At 67.5% G+C, this 25,544-nt stretch carries 14 protein-coding genes, 2 pseudogenes and 1 riboswitch; of the genes and pseudogenes, 11 read left to right on the forward strand and 5 right to left on the reverse strand.

The features are described 5' to 3' along the window. The first annotated feature begins 5 nt into the window (after positions 1-5). A complete protein-coding gene (locus BN4348_RS37480) occupies positions 6-1,760 on the forward strand; it encodes an AMP-binding protein (RefSeq protein ID WP_066910794.1) in 1,755 nt (584 codons plus the stop codon). 3 nt (positions 1,761-1,763) lie between these two features. On the opposite strand, the gene BN4348_RS37485 is transcribed toward BN4348_RS37480, so the two are convergent. Next, positions 1,764-5,474 (reverse strand): MMPL/RND family transporter, encoded by a 3,711-nt coding sequence (locus tag BN4348_RS37485; RefSeq protein WP_084454037.1) that lies wholly within the window; start codon positions 5,472-5,474, stop codon positions 1,764-1,766. A gap of 205 nt (positions 5,475-5,679) precedes the next feature. Between BN4348_RS37485 and BN4348_RS37490 the strand changes: the two genes are divergently transcribed. From BN4348_RS37490 to BN4348_RS37500, 3 genes are read left to right on the forward strand one after another with little or no spacing between them, the layout of a single operon-like run. Then, positions 5,680-6,465 carry a phthiotriol/phenolphthiotriol dimycocerosates methyltransferase gene (locus tag BN4348_RS37490; protein ID WP_066910800.1) on the forward strand — a complete coding sequence of 262 codons (786 nt, stop codon included), beginning with the start codon at positions 5,680-5,682 and terminating at the stop codon, positions 6,463-6,465. 43 nt (positions 6,466-6,508) lie between these two features. Beyond that, positions 6,509-7,756, forward strand: a complete 1,248-nt coding sequence (locus BN4348_RS37495) for a glycosyltransferase (RefSeq protein ID WP_066910803.1) — start codon at positions 6,509-6,511, stop codon at positions 7,754-7,756. After that, positions 7,756-8,589 carry a glycosyltransferase family 2 protein gene (locus tag BN4348_RS37500; RefSeq protein ID WP_066910807.1) on the forward strand — a complete coding sequence of 278 codons (834 nt, stop codon included), beginning with the start codon at positions 7,756-7,758 and terminating at the stop codon, positions 8,587-8,589. Before BN4348_RS37495 ends, BN4348_RS37500 begins: the two co-directional genes overlap by 1 nt. A 15-nt stretch (positions 8,590-8,604) precedes the next feature. On the opposite strand, the gene BN4348_RS37505 is transcribed toward BN4348_RS37500, so the two are convergent. The 4 genes and pseudogenes from BN4348_RS37505 to BN4348_RS62740 all read right to left on the reverse strand — a co-directional run. Next, a complete protein-coding gene (locus BN4348_RS37505) occupies positions 8,605-9,852 on the reverse strand; it encodes a glycosyltransferase (RefSeq protein ID WP_066910810.1) in 1,248 nt (415 codons plus the stop codon). A 54-nt stretch (positions 9,853-9,906) separates the two neighbouring features. Next, positions 9,907-11,352: a condensation domain-containing protein gene (locus BN4348_RS37510; protein ID WP_084454039.1), complete on the reverse strand. Its 1,446-nt coding sequence runs from the start codon at positions 11,350-11,352 to the stop codon at positions 9,907-9,909. A 58-nt stretch (positions 11,353-11,410) separates the two neighbouring features. Beyond that, positions 11,411-15,840 (reverse strand): annotated as a pseudogene (gene pks2 / locus BN4348_RS37515) (sulfolipid-1 biosynthesis phthioceranic/hydroxyphthioceranic acid synthase); the annotation flags it as partial. Positions 15,841-15,927: 87 nt separating this feature from the next. After that, a pseudogene (locus BN4348_RS62740) lies at positions 15,928-16,593 on the reverse strand (beta-ketoacyl synthase N-terminal-like domain-containing protein); the annotation flags it as partial. 820 nt (positions 16,594-17,413) lie between these two features. On the opposite strand from BN4348_RS62740, the gene BN4348_RS37520 reads away from it, so the two are divergent. The 7 genes from BN4348_RS37520 to BN4348_RS59920 form a co-directional block, all read left to right on the forward strand. Next, the gene (locus BN4348_RS37520) at positions 17,414-17,989 is read left to right on the forward strand and encodes a carboxymuconolactone decarboxylase family protein (RefSeq protein WP_066910813.1); all 576 of its coding nucleotides are present in this window, start codon (positions 17,414-17,416) and stop codon (positions 17,987-17,989) included. A gap of 38 nt (positions 17,990-18,027) precedes the next feature. Next, positions 18,028-19,152, forward strand: a complete 1,125-nt coding sequence (locus tag BN4348_RS37525; RefSeq protein ID WP_066910816.1) for an NAD(P)H-dependent flavin oxidoreductase — start codon at positions 18,028-18,030, stop codon at positions 19,150-19,152. Then, entirely contained in the window at positions 19,149-19,793 is a 645-nt protein-coding gene (locus BN4348_RS37530) for a TetR/AcrR family transcriptional regulator (RefSeq protein ID WP_066910819.1), read from the forward strand. Before BN4348_RS37525 ends, BN4348_RS37530 begins: the two co-directional genes overlap by 4 nt. Positions 19,794-19,887: 94 nt before the next feature. Further along, positions 19,888-20,057, forward strand: a riboswitch (M-box (ykoK) riboswitch). A gap of 292 nt (positions 20,058-20,349) precedes the next feature. Beyond that, positions 20,350-20,583: an Rv1535 family protein gene (locus BN4348_RS37535; protein ID WP_066910822.1), complete on the forward strand. Its 234-nt coding sequence runs from the start codon at positions 20,350-20,352 to the stop codon at positions 20,581-20,583. A 310-nt stretch (positions 20,584-20,893) separates the two neighbouring features. Next, on the forward strand, positions 20,894-24,040 hold the full coding sequence (gene ileS, locus BN4348_RS37540) for an isoleucine--tRNA ligase (RefSeq protein WP_066910825.1): 3,147 nt from the start codon (positions 20,894-20,896) through the stop codon (positions 24,038-24,040). Positions 24,041-24,133: 93 nt separating this feature from the next. Beyond that, a complete protein-coding gene (locus BN4348_RS37545; RefSeq protein ID WP_066910828.1) occupies positions 24,134-24,997 on the forward strand; it encodes a DUF559 domain-containing protein in 864 nt (287 codons plus the stop codon). 161 nt (positions 24,998-25,158) lie between these two features. Beyond that, positions 25,159-25,544, forward strand: a 386-nt coding sequence (locus BN4348_RS59920) for a hypothetical protein (RefSeq protein ID WP_407937896.1), incomplete at its 3' end; no start/stop codon positions are given.

Consider the following 25,544-nt stretch of genomic DNA (forward strand, 5'->3'; position numbering starts at 1 on the left):
TGCCCGTGGTTCAGTCTTCGATCCCTGCCGTGCTGCGCGAGCGCGCGAGCCTGCAGCCCAACGACGCGGCGTTCACATTCCTTGACTACGAGCAGGATTGGGACGGCGTCGCACACACCCTGACGTGGTCGGAGTTGTACAAGCGCGTGGTCAACCTGGGCGAGCAGCTCAGGGCGGGCGCAACGACCGGTGATCGGGCGCTCATCCTGGCCCCGCAAGGGCTCGACTACGTCCTGGGCTTTCTCGGTGCCCTGCAGGCCGGCCTTGTCGCGGTTCCGCTTTCGGTCCCCTATGGCGGGGCGCACGACGAACGCACCATCTCCGTGCTGGCCGACACGTCGCCCACCGTCGTCCTCACCACGTCCGCGGTCACAGAGCTGGTCAGCGCTTCCGTGCAGTCGCAACAGGACGCATCCGCACCGACGATCGTCGAAGTCGATTTGCTGGACCTCGAGACGCGGCAGCGGCCGGCCGGCCCGCGACCCCGCGCCGGCACCAATGACGGGTCGGACTTCATCTACTTGCAGTACACCTCCGGGTCCACCCGCACGCCCGCCGGTGTCATGGTGTCCAACAAGAACGTCTTCGCCAATTTCGAGCAGATCATGGGTGACTTCTTTGCGCCCGAGGGCGGGATCGCCCCGCCCGACACCACGGTGGTGTCCTGGCTGCCGCTCTACCACGACATGGGCCTGCTGCTGGGGATCCTGATGCCGATCCTGGCCGGCGTACCGACGGTGTTGTCCAGCCCGGTGGGATTCCTGCAGCGGCCGGCCCGCTGGATGCACATGCTGGCCCAGAGCAGCTGCGCGATTTCGGCGGGGCCGAACTTCGCCTACGAGCTCGCGGTGCGCAAGACCTCCGACCACGACATGGCCGGGGTCGACCTCGGTGGTGTGCACACCGTCCTCAACGGCAGCGAGCGCGTGCAGCCCGCGACCCTCAAGCGATTCGCGGACCGGTTCGCCCGCTTCAACTTCGACACCCGGGCGCTGCGGCCTTGCTACGGCATGGCGGAAGCCACGGTATACATCGCGACCCGTCGGGTGGGGGACCCACCCGAGATCGGCCACTTCGATGCCGAGAAACTGCCTGGCGGCGAGGCGGAGCGGTGCGAAACCGGAAGCGGCACACCGTTGGTCAGTTATGGCGACCCGAAGTCGATGCAGATCCGCATCGTCGATCCCGACACGGGCCGGGAGTGTCCGGAGGGAAAGGTCGGCGAGATCTGGGTGCACGGCGAGAACGTCGCCGCCGGCTACTGGCAGAAAGCCGAGGAGACGGAGCGCACGTTCGGGGCGAAGATCGTCGAGCCATCGCAAGGGACACCCGAAGGACCGTGGCTGCGGACCGGGGACTCGGGCTTCTTTTCCGAGGGCGAGCTGTTCATCATCGGCCGCATCAAGGACCTGTTGATCGTCTACGGGCGCAACCACTCGCCCGACGACATCGAGGCGACGATCCAGGAGATCACCGCGGGGCGGTGCGCGGCGATCGCGGTTCCCGACAAGGGCGTCGAAAAGCTGGTCGCGATCATCGAGATGAAGAAGCGCGGCGACTCCGAAGAGGAGGCCGTTGACCGGCTGCGCGGCGTGAAACGCGAAGTCACCTCGGCGATTTCGAAGTCCCACGGGCTGAAGGTGGCGGATCTGGTGCTGGTGTCGCCCGGCTCGATTCCGATCACCACCAGCGGCAAGATCAGGCGACACCAGTGCGTCGAGCTCTACCGGCAAGATGAGTTCGTCCGGCTGGACGCGTAGCCGCTAGACGGGCGGGTGTTTGCCGCGCCCGTGGCCATTGGCGGCCCGGGGTGCCGGGGTACTCGCACCGAACAGCGGCAGTGAATTATCGGCGTCGTCCGCGACGGACTGTTCGCCGTGACCGTTGCCGTTCGAATGCCCATTTCCGTTGGCGCCCACGGTGATCGGCCGAGGCGACAGGAAGTCCTGCCCGAATAGCGGTAACGAGTGACCGAGGTCGAGATCGGCGTCACGCGTGCCACTGCCATTGGCGGGCGACGGGGGGTCCGGCGCCGCGTCGCGGAGATCGTCGATCACGTGATCGGGCATGCCGCTCAGGTCGAACAGCGGGAGCGCGTGCTCGGGCGCACGCCGGCTGGACCGTGGGCCATTCGTGGCTTTAGCGATTCCGGTCGACCGCGGCCGCCGCGACTTGGTCCGCGATTTGTGGGCGGGCGGGACGAGCTTCAGGCGGACCAGCAGGTCGTCCGGAATCAGCGGCGGGGCGGCCCCATTCGCCCCCGCGGAAGCCGTTGCCGGGGCCAGAGCCTCACGGTTGGGAATCACTTTCATCCGGACCAGCTGGTCGGTCAACTGTTCCAGTTGTTGCTGCTTGCGCTGGTGGGCCGCGTAAACCTGGGCCGGGCTCTTGCCGAGATGCGATGGCCACCAGTTCTTCTGGCCGATCAGCGCGGCCACGGCCGGCACGGTGATCGTGCGCACCAGGAAGGTGTCGATCAAAATGCCCATCCCGAGGATGAAGCCGGCCTCGGCCATGGTGTAGATGCTGGCGGTCATCAACCCGAACATCGAGGCGGCGAAGATCAGGCCGGCCGAGGTGATCACGCCACCGGTCGAACCGACCGTGCGAATAACACCGATCCGCACGCCGTGCGGTGACTCGTCGCGGATGCGCGAGATGAGCAGCATGTTGTAATCCGCGCCGACCGCGACGAGCAGGATGAACGACAGTCCGGGCAGGCTCCAGTGCAGGTTCTGCCCGAGCATCATCTGGAAAACCAGGACGCCGAGACCCATTGCGGACAAATAGGAAAGCAGCACCGAACCGATGAGGTACAGCGGCGCAATCACCGCCCGCAACAAGCCGACCAGGATCAGGAACACGATGAGGATGGTCGCGAAGACGATAAAACCGATGTCGTCGTTGTAGTAGTTGCGCGTGTCGTCAAGCCCACTGGGCAAACCCGCCACCGCAACCTTGGCGTCCGACAGTTCGGTGTTCGGCTGCGCCGACTGGGCGGCCTTGATGATCTTCGGGATCTGATCCATGGCCTCGGTGGAGAAGGGGTTGATGGCGCTTTGGATGAGGTACCGGGCCGCGTGCCCGTCGGGGGAGAGGAAGATCGCGGCGCCCTTCTTGAACTCGTCCCTCGTCATGATCTGCGGAGGGATGTTGAAGCCGGCCATCGACGCCTTGTTGTCGGTGTCGTGCTTCATGCTCAGCAGGAATTGCGATGCCTCGCCGAGGCCGCTGCCGATGTTCCTGGTCTGATCGACCAGTTCCTTCACGCCGCCGGCGATCGCGCGGCTGCCGTCGGCGAGCGCATTGGCGCCCTGTTCGGCCTGCCCCATCGTGGTTTGCAGGTTCTTGATCGTCTTCATGGCGCTGGAGGCCTGGGTCAGCGTTTGCTGAACCTTGTCGAGCGTCTGCCCGACGGTCTGCGCTTGCCCCGCCGATTGCAAGTTGTGGGCCATGATCTTGATCGAGTTGAGGGTGCCGTCGTTGTTGGCCTGCACCATGGCGGCCAGGCTCGCACGGGAATTCACGCAGCCCGGGTCGGCATTGCAATCCGGGCTGTTGTTGAGGGCGACGAGCATCGGGCCGGCCCAGGCGGCAATGTTTTCGGCGTTCACGGTGGACATGCTGAGGTTGTCGCCGAGTTTCTTCATCTGCCCCGTCATCGAGGCGCCCTGGTCGAGCGCGTTGATGGTGCGATCGCCGCCCGCCAGCTGCTCCATGGCCGTCAGCGCCGCGACGGCCGGCCCGAGGCTGGTCACGGCCCCGTTGACCTGATCGCGCAGCTGGGCCAGGGCGTCGGCCAACTGGTTGGAGCCGTTCACCAGCCGGTCCAGATCGTTGCCGTGCTCCTGAATCTGGGTGGAGCCCTCGGAGAGCTTATTGCCGACCTCTCCGGCCTGGAACGAGATCTTCGTCTGCTCCAGCGGTTCCCCATTGGGCCGGGTCAGGCCCCGCACCATGGTGATGCCGGGCAACTGGCTCACCCGGCTGGCCATCTGCTCCAGGTCGGCGAGGGCGGACGGCGTCCGCAAGTCGTGGGACGGCGACTTGATGAATAGCACCATGGGCGTGAGCGCGTTCGCCGGGAAATGGGCGTTCATCGCGTCGTATCCCTTGGAGCTGTCGGTGTCCGCGGGCATCGTTTTGAGGTCGTCGTAGTTGAAGCGCATCACGCTCGTGCAACTGGCCAAAGCGATGAGCACGATCAGGCTTCCGATCAAATGGATCTTGGGCCGGCGCACGACGCGCGTTCCGATGATCCGCCAGGTACGGGTGGTCCGGTCGCGTCCGGGCTTGATCCAGCCGCGTCGGCCCGCGAGGATCATCAGGGCGGGCAGCAGGGTGACCGCGGACAGCAATGCCACGACGACCGAAATCGAAATAGCCGGCCCGACGGCCGAGAACACTTGCAGCTTGGTGAAAGCCATCGCCAGGAAGGCGACCGCGACGGTGGCTGCCGATGCCGTGATGACCTTGCCGATCGACATCAACGCCATCTTGACCGCTTGATCGGAGTCATGGCCGTTGCGCAAATAGTCGTGATAGCGGCTGATCAGGAAGACGGCGTAGTCCGTTCCCGCTCCGACCATGACCGCCGTCATCAAAACGAGGCTCTGCAAGATCACCGGCAGGCCGAACTGGGTGCTCAGCCCGGACAAGATGCCCTGCGATGCCGCGATGGATGCGCCGATGTTGAGCAGCGGCAGCACCATGGTGACCACGTTGCGATAGATCATGAACAGGATGATTAGGACGGCGACCACAGTGCCGATCTCGATGAAGTGCGCGTCTTCCATCGCAATTTCGGTGGCGTCGGCGAGGGTGGCCAGCGGCCCGCTGACGTAGGCGGTCAGCGACGTTCCCGCGGTGACCTGTTTGGCGATGTCCTTGACGTGGTGGTAGCCCGCGATCGTCGTGGGCGCGGTGGCCGCACCGGGGAAAGACACCGGCAGAATGAACGCCTTGCCGTCCTTAGATGCCAGGACCTCGCGCATCTGCGGGGTGGTCAGGAAATCCTGCACCGTCATGGTGTCGGCTTTGTCCTGGTGCAGCTTGTCCACCAGCTTGGCGTAGACGGCCTCGTCGGCGGGTGAAATCCCGTTCTCGTCGGTCAGCAGGATCATCAGGAGCGATCCGCCACCGCCCAGCGGGTTATCGCCACCCCCGTCCCCGGCGGCGTCCCCGCCTTTTTTGGCGTCTCCGGGGCCCTTGGCGGCCGCGGAGGACTTCCCGGGCGTGGCGAAGGCCTCGGCCATTTCCTGGTTGATGAGCACCGTCGGGGCGTTGTCCGGCAGGGGCTTTTGCTCGTGCCTGCCGGCCTCTACCATCAGCGGCGGAAAGACCAGCCACAGGATGGCGGCGACCGCGATCCAGCCGGCGATGACAAGCAGCGGCCACCGCACGACGATGTCGCCTATGCGGTCGAAGATTCCCCCAGGCTTGGCTGCCTCGCCCGTGCCAGTCCGGCTCGACACCCGATTAACCCTACAATCAAGCCCGCCGTCGCGCGGAGTAATCAAGATCTACGCGGCGACCGTGATCCCGCCGTGATCTTGACAGTGAACCTGCTGGTCAGTGCCCTGGAATCCGGTGCGCGAGCGCCCCCAAAGTCCCCGTCGGCGACGAGGTCGAGGCGCCGATCCGGCGTGGGGCGCCGCGGATCCGTGTAACACTCTCCCCATGGCCATCGGTTACCGCCTGCAATCCAACCCGCTCGTCGGCAAGCTCACCACGAAGTACTTTCTGCCCCTTGGCACCCGCCAGGTCGGCGACGACGTGGTTTTCTTCAATTTCGGCTACGAGGAAGACCCGCCGATGGGCCTGGCGCTGGCGGCGTCCGACGAGCCCAACCGGTACTGCATCCAGCTCTACCACGTGACCGCCTCGCAGGTTGATCTCAGCGGCAAGAGGGTGCTGGAGGTCAGCTGCGGGGCCGGCGGGGGAGCGTCATACATCATGCGCAACCTGGGACCGGCCTCCTACACGGGGCTGGACCTCAACCCCGCCAGCATCGACAAGTGCCGGGAACGCCACCAGTTGTCGGGCCTGGATTTCGTGCAGGGCGATGCCCAAAACCTGCCCTTCCCCGACGAATCCTTCGATGCGGTGATCAACGTCGAGGCTTCGCATCAGTATCCGGACTTCGCCGGCTTCCTGGAGGAAGTGGCACGCGTGCTGCGCCCCGGCGGGCATTTCCTGTATACCGATTCCCGCCGCGCTCCCGTCATCGCCGAATGGGAAGCGGCGCTGGCCGGCGCGCCGCTGCGGAAGGTCTCGGAACGGGACATCGACAAAGAGGCCAAGCGCGGGCTGGACGCCAATACGCGACGCACCCAGCAGCAGATCAGCGGCCGCCTGCCGGGATTCATGAACTCCCTGATCCGTTACGGCGTGGGCGTTTTGGACTGGGAGCTGCGCCGCTCCGGCGGGTTCTGTTACCGCGTCTACCACTTCGCCAAGGATTGATGCGGGTTCAGCGCGCACCGCAAGCAGAAGGCCGAACTCCGCTATGAAGTTTGCCTTGGCAAGCTATGGAACTCGCGGCGACATCGAGCCCCTCGCGGCCGTCGGCCGCGAGCTGCGGCGCCGTGGCCATGATGTCCGGGTTGCGGTGCCGCCCAACCTGATCGGTTTCGTGGAATCGGCCGGGCTGTCCGCGGTGGCCTACGGGCAGCGGGATTCGCAGCAGCAGCTCGACGAGGATTTCCTGCACAACTCGTGGAAGCTCACCAATCCGGTCAAGTTGGCGCGCGAGGCCATGGAGCCCGTCAGGGCGGGGTTCGAAGAACTGGGCGCCGCGCTCACGCCCCTTGCGGACGGGGTCGACCTGCTGCTGACGGGCCAGCTCTACCAGGAAATCGCCGCCAACGTCGCGGAGTACCACGATATTCCGTTGGCGGCATTGCATTTCTACCCGATGCGGCCCAACGGTCACATCGCGTTCCCGGCGCGCTTGCCCGCGCCGTTGGTGCGCTCGACGATGCAGACCCTCGACTGGTTGTACTGGCGGTTCACCAGGGGCGCCGAGGACGCGCAGCGCCGAAAGCTAGGACTGCCGAATGCCACTTGCCCTGCGCCGCAACGGATGTCCGAGCGGAACGCGCTGGAGATCCAGGCCTACGACGGGCTGTGCTTCCCCGGGTTGTCCGCGGAGTGGGGCGCTCGGCGGCCTTTCGTCGGGGCGCTGACGATGGAGTGGCCCACCGACGCCGACGACGAGGTCGTGTCGTGGACCGCCGCAGGGACGCCGCCGATCTACTTCGGGTTCGGCAGCATGCCCGTCGGGTCACTCAAGGATCTGGTCACCATGATCGGCGGGGCCTGCGCCGAGTTGGGCGAACGGGCACTGATCTGCTCACGGGCACCCGACACCGGCGTGCCCGATTTCGACCATGTGAAGGTTGTGACGGCGGTGAATCATGCCGCGATCTTTCCCACCTGTCGTGCCGTCGTCCACCACGGCGGGTCGGGCACCACCGCCGCCGGCTTGCGGGCCGGCGTCCCGGCGCTGATTTTGTGGATCACCTCCGATCAGCCGATCTGGGCCGCCCAGATCAAGCAGTTGAAGGTCGGCTCGGCCCGCCGATTCTCCAGCACGAATCGCCAGACGCTGGCCGGCGACCTCAGGTCGGTCCTCGAGCCGGCGTATGCCGGCCGGGCACGTGAGATGGCCGCACAGATGACCAAGCCGGCCGAGAGCGTCGCGACCGCTGCCGATCTGCTGGAAAAAGCCGCTCGACGGGAGGGTTTCGGGTGATGTCGGAACGGACCTCGGGGCCGAGCGGATCGCGGTACGCTCCGGTGGTGTCCTTACTGATCACCGTGCCGGTTTACGGGCAGCACGAGTACACACACGCGCTATTAGCCGACCTGGAGCAGCAGGGCGCCGACTATCTGATCGTCGACAATCGCGGCGACTACCCCAAGATCGGTGACGAGCGCGTCATCACACCCGGCGAAAATCTCGGTTGGGCCGGCGGCAGCGAACTCGGATTCCGAACTGCGTTCGCGGAGGGTTACTCCCACGCGATGACGCTCAACAACGACACCCGGCTCTCCCGCGGATTCGTCGCCGCGCTGCTCGATCCGCGCCTGCCCGCCGACGTCGGAATGGTCGGCCCGATGTTCAACATCGGCTTCCCCTACGCGGTGGCCGGCGATGTACCGGACGCGGCAAGCTACGTGCCGCGGCCTCTGTATCGGGTGGTGCCCGCCATCGAGGGGACGGCGCTGGTGATGTCCCGGGAGTGCTGGGATGCCGTCGGCGGAATGGACCTGGACACCTTCGGGCGCTACGGCTGGGGGCTCGATCTAGACCTCGCGTTGCGGGCGCGCAAGGCCGGATTCGGTTTGTACACAACGGAGATGGCCTACGTCAACCATTTCGGGCGCAGGACCGCGAACGCCCACTTCGGTAGCCGCAGGTACCACTGGGGCTCGAGCTGGGCGATGATTCAAGGCTTGCGCAAGACGCACGGCTGGCCCGCTGCCATGGGAATCCTGCGCGAGATGGGGGCCGCACATCGCCGCAAGTGGTACAAGTCCTTCCCGCTTGTCCAGCACGACTCGGCCGCCAGCCGGCAGCCTTAGAGCCCGGGAACGAATTCAGACGCCGACGCGGACCGTCTGCTCCAACAGATCTGCGGCGGCGGTGACACCGACGGCGGGCGTGGTCATTTTCGGGGCGATCTCGCGGGCCCGTGCCACGCAGTCCGGCGCCAGGATCTTGCGGAGCTGCCTGACCAACGATCTCCGGGTGATGTTCGAAAGTTTTTTGGCGGAGCCGACTTTGAGGCGTTTGACCTGAGTCGCCCAGATGAACTGGTCGGCCACGTCCCACAGGATCAACGTCGGCAGCCCGGCCCGCAGGCTTGCGGCCGTCGTGCCGGCTCCGCCATGGTGGACCGCCGCGCGGCAGGTGGGCAGGATCGTGGAGTAGTTGAGGTGCCCGACCAGCTTCACGTCGGAACGGGAAGCGGTGTCCGTACCCTCGGCGCCGGAATAGATCAAGGCGCGTTCGCCTAGCTCGGCGCAGGCGTCGGCGATCATCGCCACCGTCTCGGCGGGGGACTGGACCGGCGTGCTGCCGAAACCGAAGTAGATCGGCGGTTTTCCCGCGGCGATCCAGGACGCGACCTCGTCATCGGTGTCGGCCCCCAACTCCAGCGTCAACGAACCGACGAAGGGGCGCTTGCCATTCCATTCCGCGGCAAGACCGGGGAACAAAGCCTGGTCGTAGGCCTGCAGCTCGAGCGTTCCGCTCTCGGCCATCCGCCGCCAGGCGGAAACCGACGTCGGGGGCAGGCCCAGTTCCCGGCGCTGCGCGGCCTCGTTCGCCTTGGTGATGTGCGAATACAGCCACCAGCCCGCCGTCAAGGTCGCACGGACCACGGGCGCCGGCGACGGCAGGAACGGAACACCGAGCTGACCGTTGACCCGCACCGGGAAGTGATGCAGCCCCGCGACCGGAATGTCGTAGTACTCCGCGACATTGGCCACCACCCCGTGGTAGGTCTGGCCCGTCACCAACAGGTCGGCCCCGTCGGCCAGCGAGACCAGGGTGCGGCTCATCTCGGCCCAGCCCTCGACGAAAAGCTCCTTGAGGTCGCGCATGAAGTTGGCCGGATTCTGGACCCTGAAGGCGTTGTGGGTGAAATCCGCGACGGCCACGACCTGCTCTCGCGTGTCCGGACCGTAGGAGACGGCGGGCACGCCGGCGGCCTCGACGAACTCAACCAGGTTGGGCGGCACCGCCATTCGCACATCGTGTCCCCGGCGCCGCAGCTCCGCACCGACCGTGGCGCCGGGCTCGATATCGCCGCGGGTCCCGTGGGCCGCCAGAACAAACTTCATCGACGGAGCTCAGCCTTTCACTTCACCCCGCTCGGGGCTGAAGCGCTTTGGAGCCTACCTGGCTACGCGAACCGGAACGGCGGCCAGCTTGCCCGCAACGACCCGCTCGAAGACCGATTTCATGGCCTCCGTGTAGCGCGTGACGGACTCGCGGGCAACCGGGTTGTTCGGGTAGGACACCATGATGGAGACCTCGTCGAACAACCGGAACACCGTCGAGTACATGTAGGCCGGGCTGCGGCCATCGGTGAACGCGGTCGCGTTCACGCCGTCCAGGGCGGTGGCGACGATGGCGGACAGGGGAGGAAGGCCCGCGTCCATGTAGCTCATCATGGTGAACTGGGGCCCGTGCCGGCGCAGCCAGGGCGCCAATTCGAGCACCTTGTCGAACGGCACATTGGCCAGGTCCATGTTCGCGTCGAACGAGGCCTGCGCCGCGCGGGCGGTCTCCTCGAACGAGTTCGGGTCGACCGGGACCGTGAACGGCACCACGCCGGTGAACCAGCCCACCGTCATGAAGTCCGCCGGGCTCTTCCGCTTGTCGGTCGGAGTGAGCCCGTAATACGTTTCCGCGCCGGTCAATTCGTATTGAGCGAGCGCCGCGCAGGCGAACAGACCGCCGCTGAACCGGGCACCCGCCTGCTGGCAGAGGGCCTCGAACTGAGCCGTTTCCTCCGGGCCCAGCAGCCGCTCGACGTGGGTGTCGCCGCCGCACGGGATCGATTGGTCACCCAGCGGCAGGGGGAAGTCCGGCAGGGTTCCGCCGTTGGCCTCGGCGAACTCGATCCACTTCTTCACCTCCGGGGACTCCAGCGTCATCCCCGACACGCAGGCGTGCTCGCGCATGCAGAAGTCGTCATAGCTGGCCGCCGGGGGCAGCGTGACGGGCGCCTTACCCTCCAGGAGGGCGTTGTAGTTCATCACGATCTCGACGTACAGCCCGGCGATCAACATCGGGTCGCAGTGCAGGTGGTCGACGACCGCGTACAGCGCGAAACGGTCCTCGTACTGGATGATGCCGAACCGGAAGCAGTCCCACTGCAGCGGGTCGGGAGTCGCCAGCACGTGGTCGCGCCATTCCTGCTGGGTCAGCACGCCATACTCCTTCGCGACGAACTGGATGTCGCGCGGATTCTTCAGGGTGTGCCGGACGATGTTCTTCTCATCCTGATATTCGAACCAGCTGTGGTAGGTCGCGTGGCGGCGCAGATGCGCGTTGATGACGTACGTCATCGCCCGAATGTCGCACCGGCCGGGCACCTCCCAGGAACCCATGACCGCCCGTGAGTAGTCGAGCCCGCGGTCCCGGAACTCCACGAAGCCCCGAAGATGGCCCGCCTGCATGGAGCTGGGCGGCACCGGGCTGACGGGTGCCTGCCGAGCCTTCGCGGCGCAGCCGGGTGTGGGTTCCCACGTTACGACGGGGCCCGGCTCCGGGTTCCAGTCGTAGGCGTTGCCAACTCGCAGGCTGTCGTGCTCAGAGCCTCCACCTATGAACACGTTTTCCCTCCTTTAGTACCGGCCTAGCAGTGCAGTCGACTTTGACGTAGGACCTCTCTCACGCGGGTGCCGCAGCGTTTTCCTCCTGTGGCGCCAGCTTGTGGAACAGGTGATCCGCCAAACCCCGCACCGTCGTGATGTCGGCAGAGGTGATGCGTACCCCCGTTTGGGCTTCGATGTGAGTCCGCAATTCGAGATTGCCCAGCGAGTCCAGGCCGTACTCGGAAAGCGGGTGGTCCACATCGATGTTGCGACGCAGGATCAGCCCGATCTGCTCGGAGAGCAGGCGCCGCAGCCGGGTCGGCCACTCGTCGAGCGGCAGGTCGGCCAGCTCGGCGCGCAGTTTGCTTGAACCCGAACGCTTTTCGCCCGCGGACTTGAACATCTCGAGGAACTTGCTGCGTTCCGCGAAGGACGCGATCCACGGTGTGCCGATCAGCGGGCTGTAGCCCGTGTACGCGCGGTCGTGGCGCAGCAGCGCCTCGAATGCGTAGGCACCCTCGTCGGGAGCGATCGCTGCGCCGCTGCCTTCCGCGAAGTCCGCACCGCGGCCGATCTCGCCCCAGGCGCCCCAGGCGATCGCCGTGGCCGGCAGGCCGTGGGCGCGTCGCCAGTGGGTGAAGGCGTCCAGCCAGCTGTTGGCCGCGGCGTAGGCGCCCTGGCCCGGCGAGCCGAGCAGGGCGGCCGCCGAGGAGAACGAGCAGAACCAGTCCAGGTCCGCAGATGCGGTGGCCTCGTGCAGGTTCCACGCGCCGTACACCTTGGGTGCCCAGTCGCGGTCGATCAACTCGTCGGTGATGTTGGTCAAGGTGGCGTCCTCGACCACCGCGGCCGCGTGCAGCACGCCCCGCAACGGCAGCCCGGTGGCCGTCGCCGTGGCCACCAGCCGCTGTGCGACGTCGGCCTGGGCGATGTCACCGCACTCCACGATCACGTCAGAACCTATCGCCCGGACGAGCTCGATCGTTTCAAGCGCCTTCTGCGAAGGCTCGGAGCGGGAGGTCAGCACGATCCGGCCCGCGCCGGCCGCGGCCATCTTCTCGGCCAGGAACAGGCCCAAGCCACCGAGGCCGCCGGTGATGATGTAGGAGCCGTCCTTGCGGAAGACCGGCGCCTGCTCCGGCGGCAGCACCACGCTGCTGCGCCCGGCCTGCGGGATGTCGAGGATGAGCTTGCCGGTGTGTTCGGCCGCGCTCATCACGCGAATCGCGGTGGCCGCCTCGGCGAGCGGGTAGTGCGTGCTCTCGGGCATCGGCAGCACGCCCTCGGCGGTCAACCGGTAGACGTTGCTCAGGATCTCGCTGACTTGCTGCGGGTGGCTGACGGACATCAGGCCCAGGTCGACGCCCCAGAACGCGAGGTTGCGACGGAACGGGAAGAGGCCCAGCTTGGTGTCCCCGTAGATGTCGCGCTTGCCGATCTCGACGAACCGCCCGCCCAGTGCCAGCAGTTTGATCCCGGCGAGTTGCGCCGCGCCCGTGACCGAGTTGAGCACGATGTCCACGCCGTAGCCGTCGGTGTCGCGACGGATCTGGTCCGCGAAGTCGACGGTCCGCGAGTCGTAGACGTGCTCGATTCCCATGTCGCGCAACAGCTGTCGACGCGCCTCGTTGCCGGCGGTGGCGAAGATCTCGGCACCCGCGGCGCGGGCGATGGCGATCGCCGCCTGCCCCACACCGCCGGTCCCGGAGTGGATCAGCACCTTGTCACCGGCCTTGATGCGGGCCAGGTCGTTCAGGCCGTACCAGGCGGTGGCGTGCGCGGTGGTGACCGCGGCCGCCTGCGCGTCGGTGAGTCCATCCGGCAGCGTCGTGGCCAGGCGCGCGTCGCAGGTGACGAACGTGGCCCAGCAGCCGTTGGGGGACATGCCGCCGACGTGGTCGCCGACCTTGTGGTTGGTGACATCGGGTCCCACGGCCGTGACCACACCGGCGAAGTCGGTGCCGAGCGCGGGCAGGATGTTGTCCAGGCTCTGGTAGCGGCCGAACGCGTTCAGCACATCCGCGAAGTTGATGCTCGACGCGGTGACCGCGACCTCGATCTGACCGGGGCCGGGCGGAACCCGGTCGAACGCCGCGAACTCCATCGTCTGCAGGTCACCCGGTGTGCGGATCTGCATCCGCATCCCGTCGCTCTGGTGATCCGCGATGGTGGATTGCCGCTCTTCCGGACGCAGGGGAGTGGGGCACAGGCGCGCGATGTACCACTCGTCGTTGCGCCAGGCCGTCTCGTCCTCTCCGGGCCCCGTCGTCAGCAGCTGGCGCACCACCTGCTCGGCGCTGGTCTGCTCGTCGACGTCGATGTGGGTGGTGTGCAGGTGCGGGTGCTCGGAGCCGATCACCCGCAGCAGCCCGCGCACCCCGCCCTGGTCGAGGTTCGGGACGTCCTCCGACAACACCTTCTGGGCGTTGCGGGTCACCACGAACAACCGCGGCGACTCGCCCTGCAGCTCCGGAAGCTCGCGGGCGATGCGGACCAGGTGGTGAACGTAGTCACCGCCGCGCACGGCGCTTTCGTCGTCCGGGCTGCCGTTCTTCGGCTCGGTGAGCACCACCACGCCGGCGTAGCCGCCCTTTTCGACCTCATCGCGGAGCCGCTCGGCGATCGCCGAGTGGTCGGCCCGCGCGGGCCAGGACAGCGTGGTGCAGTCCGCCTCGTGCAGCTTCATCGCGTCGGTAAACGCCGTCGCCACGAGGTCGGCGGCGTCGGAGGTGCTGACCAGCAGCCAGGCGCCGGTCTCGGTGGCGGGCACGTCGGGCAGCTGCCGCTGCTGCCATTCCACGGTCAGCAACCGCTCGGCCATCACGCGGGCCCGCTCGCCGCTCGGCGAGACGCCCGTGCCCATCTGCAGCCCGCGCACGGTCAGCAGCACGGCGCCGTGCTTGTCCAGGATGTCCAGGTCGGCCTCGACGGACCCGCCCGTGGCCGCGGTCACCCGCGAGTAGCAGTAGCGGGCCGAGCTGACGGAGCCGTGGACCCGCAGCTCGCGAACGCCCAGTGGCAAGAGCAGGCCGCCCAGGCTGGCGTTGGCGACGCTCGGGTGCGCGGCGACCGACTGGAAGCACGCGTCGAGCAGCGCGGGGTGCACGCCGTAGTTGGTTTGTTGCGTCCGGATCACGCTGGGCAGCCCGATCTCGGCCAGCACCGTGGTGCCGGTGCCCTCGGCGGTGTGCGCGGCGGCCAGCCCGGTGAAGGCGGGGCCGTACTGAATGCCGCACAGGTCCATCGCGTCGCGAAGGTCGCCGCCCTCCAGGCGGCTCGGGTGCGCGGCCAGCAGCTCGTCGATGTCCACCGCGGCGGGCCGTGCGGCATCGCCCGAGTCGTCGACGTCCACCAGCACCGCGGAGGCCCGCCGTGCCTGCACGCCGTCCTCGTTGGTCTCCACGGCGAAGGAGAGCGCGCCCGGCACCTCCGCGGTCGCGGTGAGGCTGATCTGCGTCTCCTCGTCGAGCATCAGCATCTGCTCGAAGCGGACGTCGCGCACCGCGGATGCGTCACCGAAGACGGTGCGCGCCGCGGCCAGCGCCATCTCGCAGTAGGCCGCGCCCGGCAGCGTCGCCGTGCCGTGGACCTGGTGGTCGGCCAGCCACGGCAGCGTCGCGGTGCCGATGTCGGCCTGCCACACGTGGCGTTCCGGCTCCTCGGGCAGGCGCACGTGCTGGCCCATCAGCGGGTGCACCGCGACGCTGGAAGCCAGCGCGCGGGAGCTGTGACCCTCGCGGCTCAACAGCAGCGAGCGGTGCGTCCACGCGGCCAGCGGGGCGTCCATCAGGTGCCCGCCGGGGTAGAGCACGGAGAAATCGACCGTGGCGCCCGTGGCGTACAGGTCGCCCAACAACCCGAGCATCCCATGGGGCAGCGGCTGATCGCGCCGCATCGCGGCGAGCGCTGCCACCGTCATGTCCAGGCTGCGGGCGGTCTGGTCGACCGCGTGGGTCAGCAGCGGGTGCGGCGACAACTCAGCGAACACCCGGTAGCCGTCTTCCAGCGCNCCGGGGCCTGCTCGACGATCGCGTGCACGTTGGTACCGGAGATGCCGTAGGCCGACACCGCCGCGCGCCGCGGCTGCCCGCCGCTCAGCGGCCACGGCGTATTCTCTTGCGGCACAAACAATCCGGTGTCGATCCGGGCCATCTCGTCCGGCAGCGCTTCGAAGTGCAGGTTCTTGGGGACCACGCCGTGCTGGACGGACAGGACCGCCTTCATCACGCCGAGCGCACCAGCGGCCGCCTGGAGGTGCCCGAAGTTGGTCTTCGACGCGCCCAGCACGCACGGGTTGCCGATGCCGTAGACCTCGGCGAGGCTGCCGTATTCGATCGGGTCGCCGACGGGGGTTCCCGTGCCGTGCGCCTCGACCATGCCGACGGTGCCGGCGTCCACGCCCGACGCCGCCAGCGCGGCGCGGTACACCGCGGCCTGCGCCTCGCCCGACGGCATCGCGATGTTCATGGTGTGGCCGTCCTGGTTGGCGGCTGTGCCCCGGATCACACCGAGGATCCGGTCGCCGTCCCGCTGCGCATCCGTGAGGCGCTTGAGCAACAGCACCACGCAGCCCTCGCCGGAGACGAAGCCGTCGGCCTTGGCGTCGAACGCGTAGCAGTGCCCGGTGCCCGACAGCATGCCCCCCGCCGATGCGGAGGCGGACCGGCGCGGTTCCATCATCACGTTGACGCCGCCGGCGAACGCGAGCTTGCTCTCGCCGTCGTTCAGGCTGCGGCAGGCCTGGTGAATCGCGAACAGGCCGGACGAGCAGGCGGTGTCGATCGTGACCGCGGGGCCGTGCAGGCCGAGCGCGTAGGAGATCCGCCCCGATGCCATGCAGGAGATGGTGCCGGGGTTTCCGTAGGGTCCGTCGAAGGCGTCGGTGGCGGCGTGAACGAATTGGTAGTCGCCATAGTTCAATCCGACGAAAACGCCCGTTTCCCCGGCGATGGTGTCCTTGGTGAGGCCGGCGTGTTCCATGGCCTCCCACGCGGTTTCCATGAGCAACCGGTGCTGCGGGTCCATGGCCGTGGCTTCTTTTTCGGTGATGCCGAAGAACTCGGGGTCGAAGTCGCCCACGTTGTCCAGGAAGGAGCCCCACTTGCACACGGAGCGGCCCGGCACGCCCGGCTCGGGGTCGTAGTAGTAGTCGACATCCCAGCGTTCGCCCGGGATTTCCTTGACAAAGTCCTCACCGCGCAGCAACGCTTCCCAAAAGAGGTCAGGGGAGTTGATGCCCCCCGGCAGCCGGCACGCCATCCCGATGACGGCGACCGGAGTCACGACTGCCTTATCCACTGTCCTTCACCTCTCCTTGCCTATCCACAAGTTCCTATCACTGCTGCTCGCTCTTATCTCAGCTTCGAGAAATCTCGCCGAATTTTTTTGCGCGAGCGACTAACTCCGCGAGCAACACACAAACAACCCACCGACCCCCGCTATCGAAGCCCGCCGTAAGAACGTGGCGCGATCAGCAGCGTAGCGGCTCGGTCCCAACCGCGTGGAAAAATCGTGCGAACGTACAAAAATTTAACAACGCCCGAACCATCGTCGCTGACAGGAAGCTTGGGTCACAGGGTGGTCACATACTTTTCGCACGATTATCGGGCGTAGCCCTGGACTCGAGTCGCTGCCAGAGGTGCTGTGCCGCAACTGCTCCGGCGACGTGGCGTGCCGGGGTGGCAAACATGACCACGGGCGTTTTCGACCGGCGCTGCGGTTCGGGGCAGCACGAACCGGCCCGCCCCAGGGCGGGCGAGGCAGTTACCAAATTGGACGCGCCGGTGCACTGCATCGGTGATCCGTAATCCCGCCATGGTAGGGGTTATTGAGAAGCCCCGCAGGCAAATCGCTGAAATCTTTAAGATTGCAAGTCAAGTGGGGATTAAAAGGTCGCCGATTCATGCTTTGTGGCGATATGCCCGGGCGAGCGAGGCGGTCGTGGACGGCCTGGGCTGGGTTTTCGGCCTTGGCGCTGCTGGCTTTTCGCCGGCACCTCGGGCCCACCTGCGCCCCGCGCCGATGGCTACGATGGCCGGTGAATGTGAGGTGTCTCACCAGTACACGGAGTGTTCACGCGATGACCCCACCCAGCGGGCAAGCCCGGGTCCCTCGACTGCCGGTTGACGAGGCCAAAGCCGCCGCCGACGAGGCCGCGGTGCCCGACTACATGGCCGAGCTCAGCATCTTCCAGGTGTTGCTGAACCATCCGACGTTGGCGCGCGCCCTCAACGACCTGCTCGCCACCATGCTGTGGCACGGCGCCCTCGACCCGCGGCTGCGGGAGCTGGTCATCATGCGGATCGGCTGGCTCACCGCGTGCGATTACGAGTGGACGCAGCACTGGAGGGTCGCGACCGGACTGGGCGTGAGCCCCGACGACATGCTCGGCGTGCGCGATTGGCAGGGGTATGGCGGCTTCGGGCCCACCGAGCGGGCGGTGCTGGCGGCCACCGACGACGTGGTGCGCGACGGCGCGGTAAGCGCGGCGAGTTGGGCCGCGTGCTCACACGAATTACGGGGTGACACAACGGTTCTCATTGAGCTTGTCACCGCCATCGGCGCGTGGCGAATGGTCGCGTCGATCCTGCACAGCCTCCAGGTCCCGTTGGAGGAGGGCGTGTCCAGCTGGCCGCCGGACGGCCGGTCGCCTTAACGATTGACTTATCAGTCAGTAACTCATAACGTCGGGCGATGCGAACCAGGGTCGCCGAGATGCTCGGCGTTGAGTTTCCGATCTGCGCCTTCAGCCATTGCCGCGATGTGGTGGCCGCGGTAACCAACGCGGGCGGGTTCGGAGTCCTCGGCGCCGTCGCGCACAGTCCGCAGCGTCTGCAGAACGAGCTGACCTGGATCGAGGAGCAGACGGGCGGCAAGCCGTACGGTGTGGACCTGCTATTGCCGCCCAAATACGTCGGCGCCGAGCAGGGCGGGATCGACGCCAAACAAACCCGGGAGCTGCTTCCCGAGGAGCACCGCGCGTTCGTCGAGGACATCCTGGCCCGCTACGGCGTCGCGGCGCCCACCGACGAGCCCAGGGCGCCATCCGGCGGCCTCAACATCTCACCCAAGGGCTACGAGCCGCTGCTCGAGGTGGCCTTCGCCCACAACATCCGGCTGATCGCCAGCGCGCTCGGGCCGCCCCCCGCCGACCTCGTCGAGCGCGCCCACCAACACGGCGTCCTGGTGGCCGCGCTGGCCGGCACCACCGAGCACGCGCGGCGGCACGCGGCCGCGGGTGTGGATCTGGTCGTCGCGCAGGGCACCGAGGCCGGCGGCCACACCGGCGAGGTGGCGACCATGGTCCTGGTGCCCGAGGTGGTGGATGCGGTGGCGCCGGTGCCCGTGCTCGCCGCCGGCGGCATCGCCCGCGGTCGCCAGGTTGCCGCGGCGCTGGCTTTGGGCGCCGAGGGGGTGTGGTGCGGGTCGGTGTGGCTGACCACCGAAGAGGCCGAAACGGTCCCCGTCGTCAAGGAGAAGTTCTTGGCGGCCAGTTCCTCGGACACCGTGCGGTCCCGCTCGATGACCGGCAAGCCGGCCCGGATGCTGCGCACCGCCTGGACCGACGAGTGGGCCCGCCCGGACACGCCCGACCCCCTCGGCATGCCGCTGCAGACCGCGCTGGTCACCGGCGCGCAGGTGCGCATCAACCAGGCGGCCACCCACCCGGGCACCGAGGCGCGCCAGCTGGCGACCTACTTCGTCGGCCAGGTGGTCGGCTCGCTCGACAAGGTCCGCCCGGTGCGCTCGGTGGTGCTCGACATGGTGGAGGAGTTCATCGACACGATCGGCCGGCTCGACGGCCTGGTCGATACGTGACCAGCGCGACCCGGCGGCGCCGCGCGGTCAGCGACGAGGACAAGTCGCAGCGGCGCGACCAGATCGTGGCGGCCGCCAAAGAAGTCTTTGCGCGCAAGGGTTTTCACGCCACGACGATCGCCGACATCGCCAAGCGGGCCGGCCTGGCGTACGGCTCGGTCTACTGGTACTTCGACTCCAAGGACGCGCTGTTCCATGCCCTTATGGCTGCCGAGGAGGGCGCGCTGCGCGACCACGTCGGTTCGGCGCTGGCCGCGCTTCCGGTGGCGGCGGCGGACGTCGGGCACGAGGAGCCGCTTGGCGTCGCCGTACGCGCGACGCTGGAGTTCTTCGAGTCCGACAAGGCCACCGTCAAGCTGCTGCTCCGCGACCCGTACGCGATGGGCGAGCGATTCGAGAAGCACCTCGGCGGGATCTACGAGCGGTTCATCGACGACATCGAAACTTTCATCGTCGCGGCGCAGGAGCGCGGCGAGGTGGTGGCCGCGCCGCCGCGCATGGTGGCGTACACGCTGGCGGCGCTCGTCGGGCAGCTGGCGCACCGGCGACTGAGCACCGACGACGACGTCACGGCGGCCGAGGTCGCCGACTTCGTCGTGGCGCTGGTGCTGGACGGGCTGCGTCCGCGCGATGCTGGCTGAAGCCTGTGTGCGCGCGTAATAAACGCATAAAGATTGGGTGACACAGCGCCAGGGCGTTTGACCGTGTCGTGCCCGTCGTGCATTATCGGTCGCGTATGCACCTCGTTAGGTGAGGCGTCTACACGAATACAGGCCACTGACCCCGAACGTCCAAAGACGCCCCGGGTCAGGACAGCTCCTCCCGGCTTAAGGGTTGAGCCCAGGTGGCTTCCGGAATATCGGACACGTCGTGTAGTGCCAAAGCTCTGACGAGAGGGGTGCGGATCTCCGGCAATCGCCGGTTTTTCCACTCCTTTTGGGTGCGCGTAGATCGTGCGACAACCGCACGCGTCGTGGCGTCGAGGAGGTGAGGGACGTATGAGTTCCAGCGACAGTCCGGGCCGAAGTCCGAACTGTGTTTCGTCCCGATCCGTTCTCCGGCGCGACGTTCGCGGCTAGCAATTGGCTTCGCGGCCAAGCGTTCTGGGGTTCGGAACCACGACGGGACGGGACACGTCAGTCCATTCAGTCCTCTTTGATTCCCGACATCGCTCTTGATTCCGGCTAGGAGACGATCATGACCGCAGTTCTGCACGACGAAGTGGTGACGGTAGCGCCCGCCCGCACGCTGAGGGTGGTGCGCGACGCGAACCCGGCCCCCACCCCCAAGAAAGCGGCGCGCTCGGTCGAGCGCCGGACCATCGTCATCAGCGACCCGGTGGTGGACGGCGCCGCTCACCTGCTGAGCATCGGCCTGCGGCACGTGTACGCGGCGCTGTGGCGCGTGGGTGTGCTCGACGTCCGTGCCTGAGAAAGTGGGCAGTGGGCAATCGGGGCTCCAAGGGGCTACCCGGCCGCAGGTCGTTTCCTGAGGCCAGGTAGCCCCTTGGGGTGCGGCAGTTGAGTAGAATCGACGCAATGGCATCGATCCGGCGATCACCGGGGAGCCTTCGGAAGAACGGCCGGCGCGGCTCAGTAGAACCGAACGGGTAGGCCCGTCACAGCCTGCATCGAGCGGTCGCGCGCAAGCGCGGCAAGCGGGGTGGTACCGCGGCGCTCGCGCACCGTGCGCGTCGTCGTCCCCGGCCTGAGCAGGACGGCCACAGGAGACGACACAGATCGTGACCGAGAACGCTGACGTCAAGGCCTACCCGAAGCTGGCCGGCGGGGCGCCGGACTTCCCGGCTCTCGAGCTCGAGGTCCTCGACTACTGGGCCCGCGACGACACCTTCCGGGCCAGCATCGCGCGCCGCGACGGCGCCCCGGAGTACGTGTTCTACGACGGGCCGCCGTTCGCCAACGGGTTGCCCCACTATGGGCACCTGCTCACCGGGTATGTGAAGGACATCGTCCCGCGCTACCGCACCATGCGCGGATACAAGGTCGACCGCCGGTTCGGCTGGGACACCCACGGGCTGCCCGCCGAGTTGGAAGTCGAGCGCCAGCTCGGCATCAACGACAAGTCGCAGATCGACGACATGGGCATCGCGGCGTTCAACGAGGCCTGCCGCGAATCGGTGTTGCGCTACACCGACGAGTGGCGGGCGTACGTCACGCGCCAGGCGCGCTGGGTCGACTTCGACAACGACTACAAGACGCTGGATCCCAGCTACATGGAGTCGGTGATCTGGGCGTTCAAACAGCTGTGGGACAAGGGCCTGGCATACGAGGGCTATCGGGTGCTGCCCTATTGCTGGCGCGACGAAACCCCGTTGTCCAACCACGAATTGCGGATGGACGACGACGTCTACCAGAGCCGCCAGGACCCGGCTCTGACGGTCGGATTCAAGGTGGCCGGGGGTGAGCTGGACGGCGCCTATCTGTTGGTGTGGACGACGACGCCGTGGACCCTGCCGTCGAACCTCGCGGTGGCCGTGCACCCGGACGTGACCTACGTGCAGGTCCTTGCGGGGGATCGGCGGTACGTGCTGGCCGAGGCCCGGCTGGGCGCCTATGCCCGAGAGCTGGGTGAGGAGCCCGCGGTGCTGGGCACGTATCGGGGCGCGGACCTAATGGGCACGCGCTATCTGCCGCCCTTCCCGTATTTCCTGGACACGGCCAACGCTTTTCGGGTGCTGCCCGGCGATTTCGTCACCACCGAGGACGGCACCGGCATCGTGCACATGGCGCCGGCCTACGGCGAGGACGACATGGCCGTCTGCGAGGCGGCCGGCATCGCCCCGGTCACCCCGGTGGATTCCAAGGGCCGCTTCGACGTGACCGTCCCGGATTACCTGGGGCAGCGCGTCTTTGACGCCAACCCGAACATCATCCGCGATTTGAAGAACGGCAGCGGCCCGGTGGCCGCGAACGGCGCGGTGCTGGTCCGCCACGAGACCTACGAGCACCCCTACCCGCACTGCTGGCGGTGCCGCAACCCGCTGATCTACCGGGCGGTGTCGTCGTGGTTCGTCGCGGTCACCGAATTCCGGGACCGCATGGTGGAGCTAAACCAGCAGATCACCTGGTACCCCGAACACGTCAAGGACGGCCAGTTCGGCAAGTGGCTGCAGGGCGCGCGCGACTGGTCAATCTCGCGAAACCGGTACTGGGGCACGCCCATTCCGGTGTGGAAATCGGATGACCCCGCGCACCCGAGGATCGACGTCTACGGCAGCCTGGACGAGCTGGAGCGCGATTTCGGCGTGCGGCCCACCAATTTGCACCGGCCCTACATCGACGAGCTCACCCGGCCCAACCCCGACGACCCCACCGGGCGCAGCACGATGCGGCGCATCCCCGACGTGCTCGACGTGTGGTTCGACTCGGGCTCGATGCCCTATGCGCAGGTGCACTACCCGTTCGAGAACGCGGAGTGGTTCGCGGGTGGGGCGGCGGGAGAGGACGCGCACTATCCAGGCGACTTCATCGTCGAGTACATCGGCCAGACCCGCGGCTGGTTCTACACGCTGCACGTGCTCGCCACCGCGCTGTTCGACCGTCCGGCGTTCAAAACCTGTGTGGCACACGGGATTGTGCTGGGTTCCGACGGCCAGAAGATGAGCAAGTCGCTGCGCAACTACCCCGACGTGTCCGAGGTGTTCGACCGTGACGGTTCCGACGCCATGCGGTGGTTTTTGATGGCCTCGCCGATCCTGCGCGGCGGAAACCTGATCGTCACCGAGCAGGGCATCCGCGAGGGCGTGCGGCAGGTGCAGCTGCCGTTGTGGAACGCCTACAGCTTCTTGGCTTTGTATGCGCCGAAAGTCGGCATCTGGCGCACCGATTCGGCCAACGTGCTGGACCGCTACATCCTGGCCAAGCTGGCGGAGCTGCGCGAGGACCTCACCGAGTCGATGGAGACCTGCGACATCTCAGGGGCCTGTGAGCAGCTTCGCCAGTTCACCGAGGCGCTCACGAATTGGTATGTGCGGCGGTCGCGTTCGCGGTTCTGGGCGGAGGACGCCGAGGCCATCGACACCCTGCACACCGTGCTGGAGGTGACCGCTCGTCTCGCCGCGCCGCTGTTGCCGTCGGTCGCCGAAATCATCTGGCGGGGATTGACCTTCGGGCGCTCGGTGCACCTGACCGACTGGCCCGAGCCGGAGGCCGTACCGGCGGATCCGGATCTGGTCGCCGCGATGGACCAGGTGCGGGAAGTTTGCTCGGCCGCGTCGTCGCTGCGCAAGGCCAAGAAGCTGCGGGTGCGCCTGCCGCTGCCGAAACTGACCGTGGCGGTGGACAATCCGGCGCGGCTGGAGCCGTTTGTCGATCTCATCGCCGACGAGCTCAACGTCAAGCGAGTCGAGCTCACCGACGCGATCGACACCTACGGCCGGTTCGAGCTCACCGTCAATGCGCGGGTGGCGGGACCGCGGCTGGGCAAGGACGTGCAGGCCGCCATCAAGGCGGTCAAGGCCGGCGAGGGCGTCGTCAACCCCGACGGCACCCTGAGCGCGGGGCCGGCGGTGCTGCAGCCCGACGAGTACAGCTCCCGGCTGGTGGCCGCGGACCCGGACTACACCGCGGCGCTGCCCGACGGGTCGGGTCTGGTGGTGCTGGACGGCACGGTGACCCCCGAGCTGGAGGCCGAGGGCTGGGCCAAGGACCGGATCCGCGAGCTGCAGGAGCTGCGCAAGTCGACCGGGCTGGACGTGTCCGACCGCATCCGCGTGGTGATGTCGGTGCCCGCCGAGCGGGTCGGCTGGGCGCAGGCGCACCGCGACCTTATCGCGGGGGAGATACTCGCCACCACCTTCGAGTTCGGCGAGCCCGCCGACGGCGCCGAGATCGGCGACGGCGTGCGGGTGGCGATCGTTAAGGCCTGACCGCGAAAGTGCAACTGGCGGCGCGTTTCCCGAGTAGTGGCGTCGGCAGTTGCACTTTCGTGCGCTGTCGGAGGGCCGTGGCAGTCTGCGGCCATGGGGAAGGGAACACCATTCGTCGGCACGCACGCGATCGACGCAGGCACATCCACCGAACGTGAGCTGCGGCGGTCGTGCACGCGGATTTATCGCAATGTCTACCAACGACGTGACAGCGGCCTGACCGCGAAAGATCGGGCGGTGGCCGCCTGGCTGTGGTCGGGGAAGAAGGCGGTTGTCGCCGGGAACTCCGCGGCCGCACTGCTCGGCGCGGAGTGGATCGATCCCCATGCGCCCGCGGAACTCATCAGCAGTCGCAAGCGTCCGCCGCCGCTGATCATCACCCGGAACGAGTCGCTGTTGCCCGGGGAGGCCACCGCGGTAAATGGTGTCGCGGTCACGACGCCGGCCCGCACCGCGTTCGACTTGGGACGCCGTCCCGGTCTGGCTCCCGCCGTCGTCGCTGTCGATGCGTTGGCGAGGGCCACCGGCCTGGCGGTTGACGGGGTGCAACCGCTGGTTGAGGTGCACCGCGGCGCACGCGGTGTGAAGCAGCTGCGACAAGTGCTCGATCTCGTCGATGCGGGCGCAGCATCGCCACAAGAGACTCGGACCAGGCTCGCCATCGTCGCCGCAGGGTTGCCCAGACCGCGGACGCAGATCGCGGTGTGCAACGAGTGGGGTGCCGTGCTGGCGCGCATAGACATGGGGTGGGAGCAGTGGCGCGTCGGTGTGGAATACGACGGTGCGCAGCACTGGACCGGCCCGCGCATTCGCGCTAACGACATCGACCGCGCCGCGGAGTTGGAGCGAAGGGGCTGGCGCATCGTTCGGGTGAGTGCCGACTTGTTGCGTAATCGGCCGGACATCGTCATAGCCCGGATCCGCGCTGCTTTGGCGGCCGCGGGCTATCCCTCCTGACCGCGAAAGTGCAGCTAGCAACCCATTTCTCGAGTGAGGGCATCGGTAGGGCACTTTCGCGGCAAAAAGTTCCGAAAAAACTGTCCGAGTCATCGGAGGTGGCTGCTCCTACCTGTGACGGCGGCCCAACGGGGGTCGCGACCACAGTTAAGGAACACACCATGAGCACCATCGAAGACTTCCAGTCGACGACCTTCGCGGCCATCCCGCACGAGGACCTCACCGTCGCCGAGGCGTGGGCGTCGAGCTCCCTGGGCGACCCCGCGATCGAGGACGGATCGCTGTCCACTCCCGCGGCATTTGAGGACTTTCCGCCCACGACCGTGACCGCGAAGCCGCGCTCCTGGGGCACGAACATGTTGGTGGCGGGGGCCGTGGTCGCGGCGCTCGGTGCGGTCGCCGGCGTCGGCCTGATGCTCCTCGATGGGTCGGACAAGGAGCAGAAGCCGGCCGTCGTGGTGCCGAATTCCGCCGTCAGCCCGGCGTCGCCCCAGGCCCCCAGCGCGGTTGCGCCGGCGGCCGTGGCGCCGGCTCCGCCCTCGGCGGC

Source organism: Mycobacterium interjectum, assembly GCF_900078675.2.
Lineage (GTDB): Bacteria > Actinomycetota > Actinomycetes > Mycobacteriales > Mycobacteriaceae > Mycobacterium > Mycobacterium interjectum.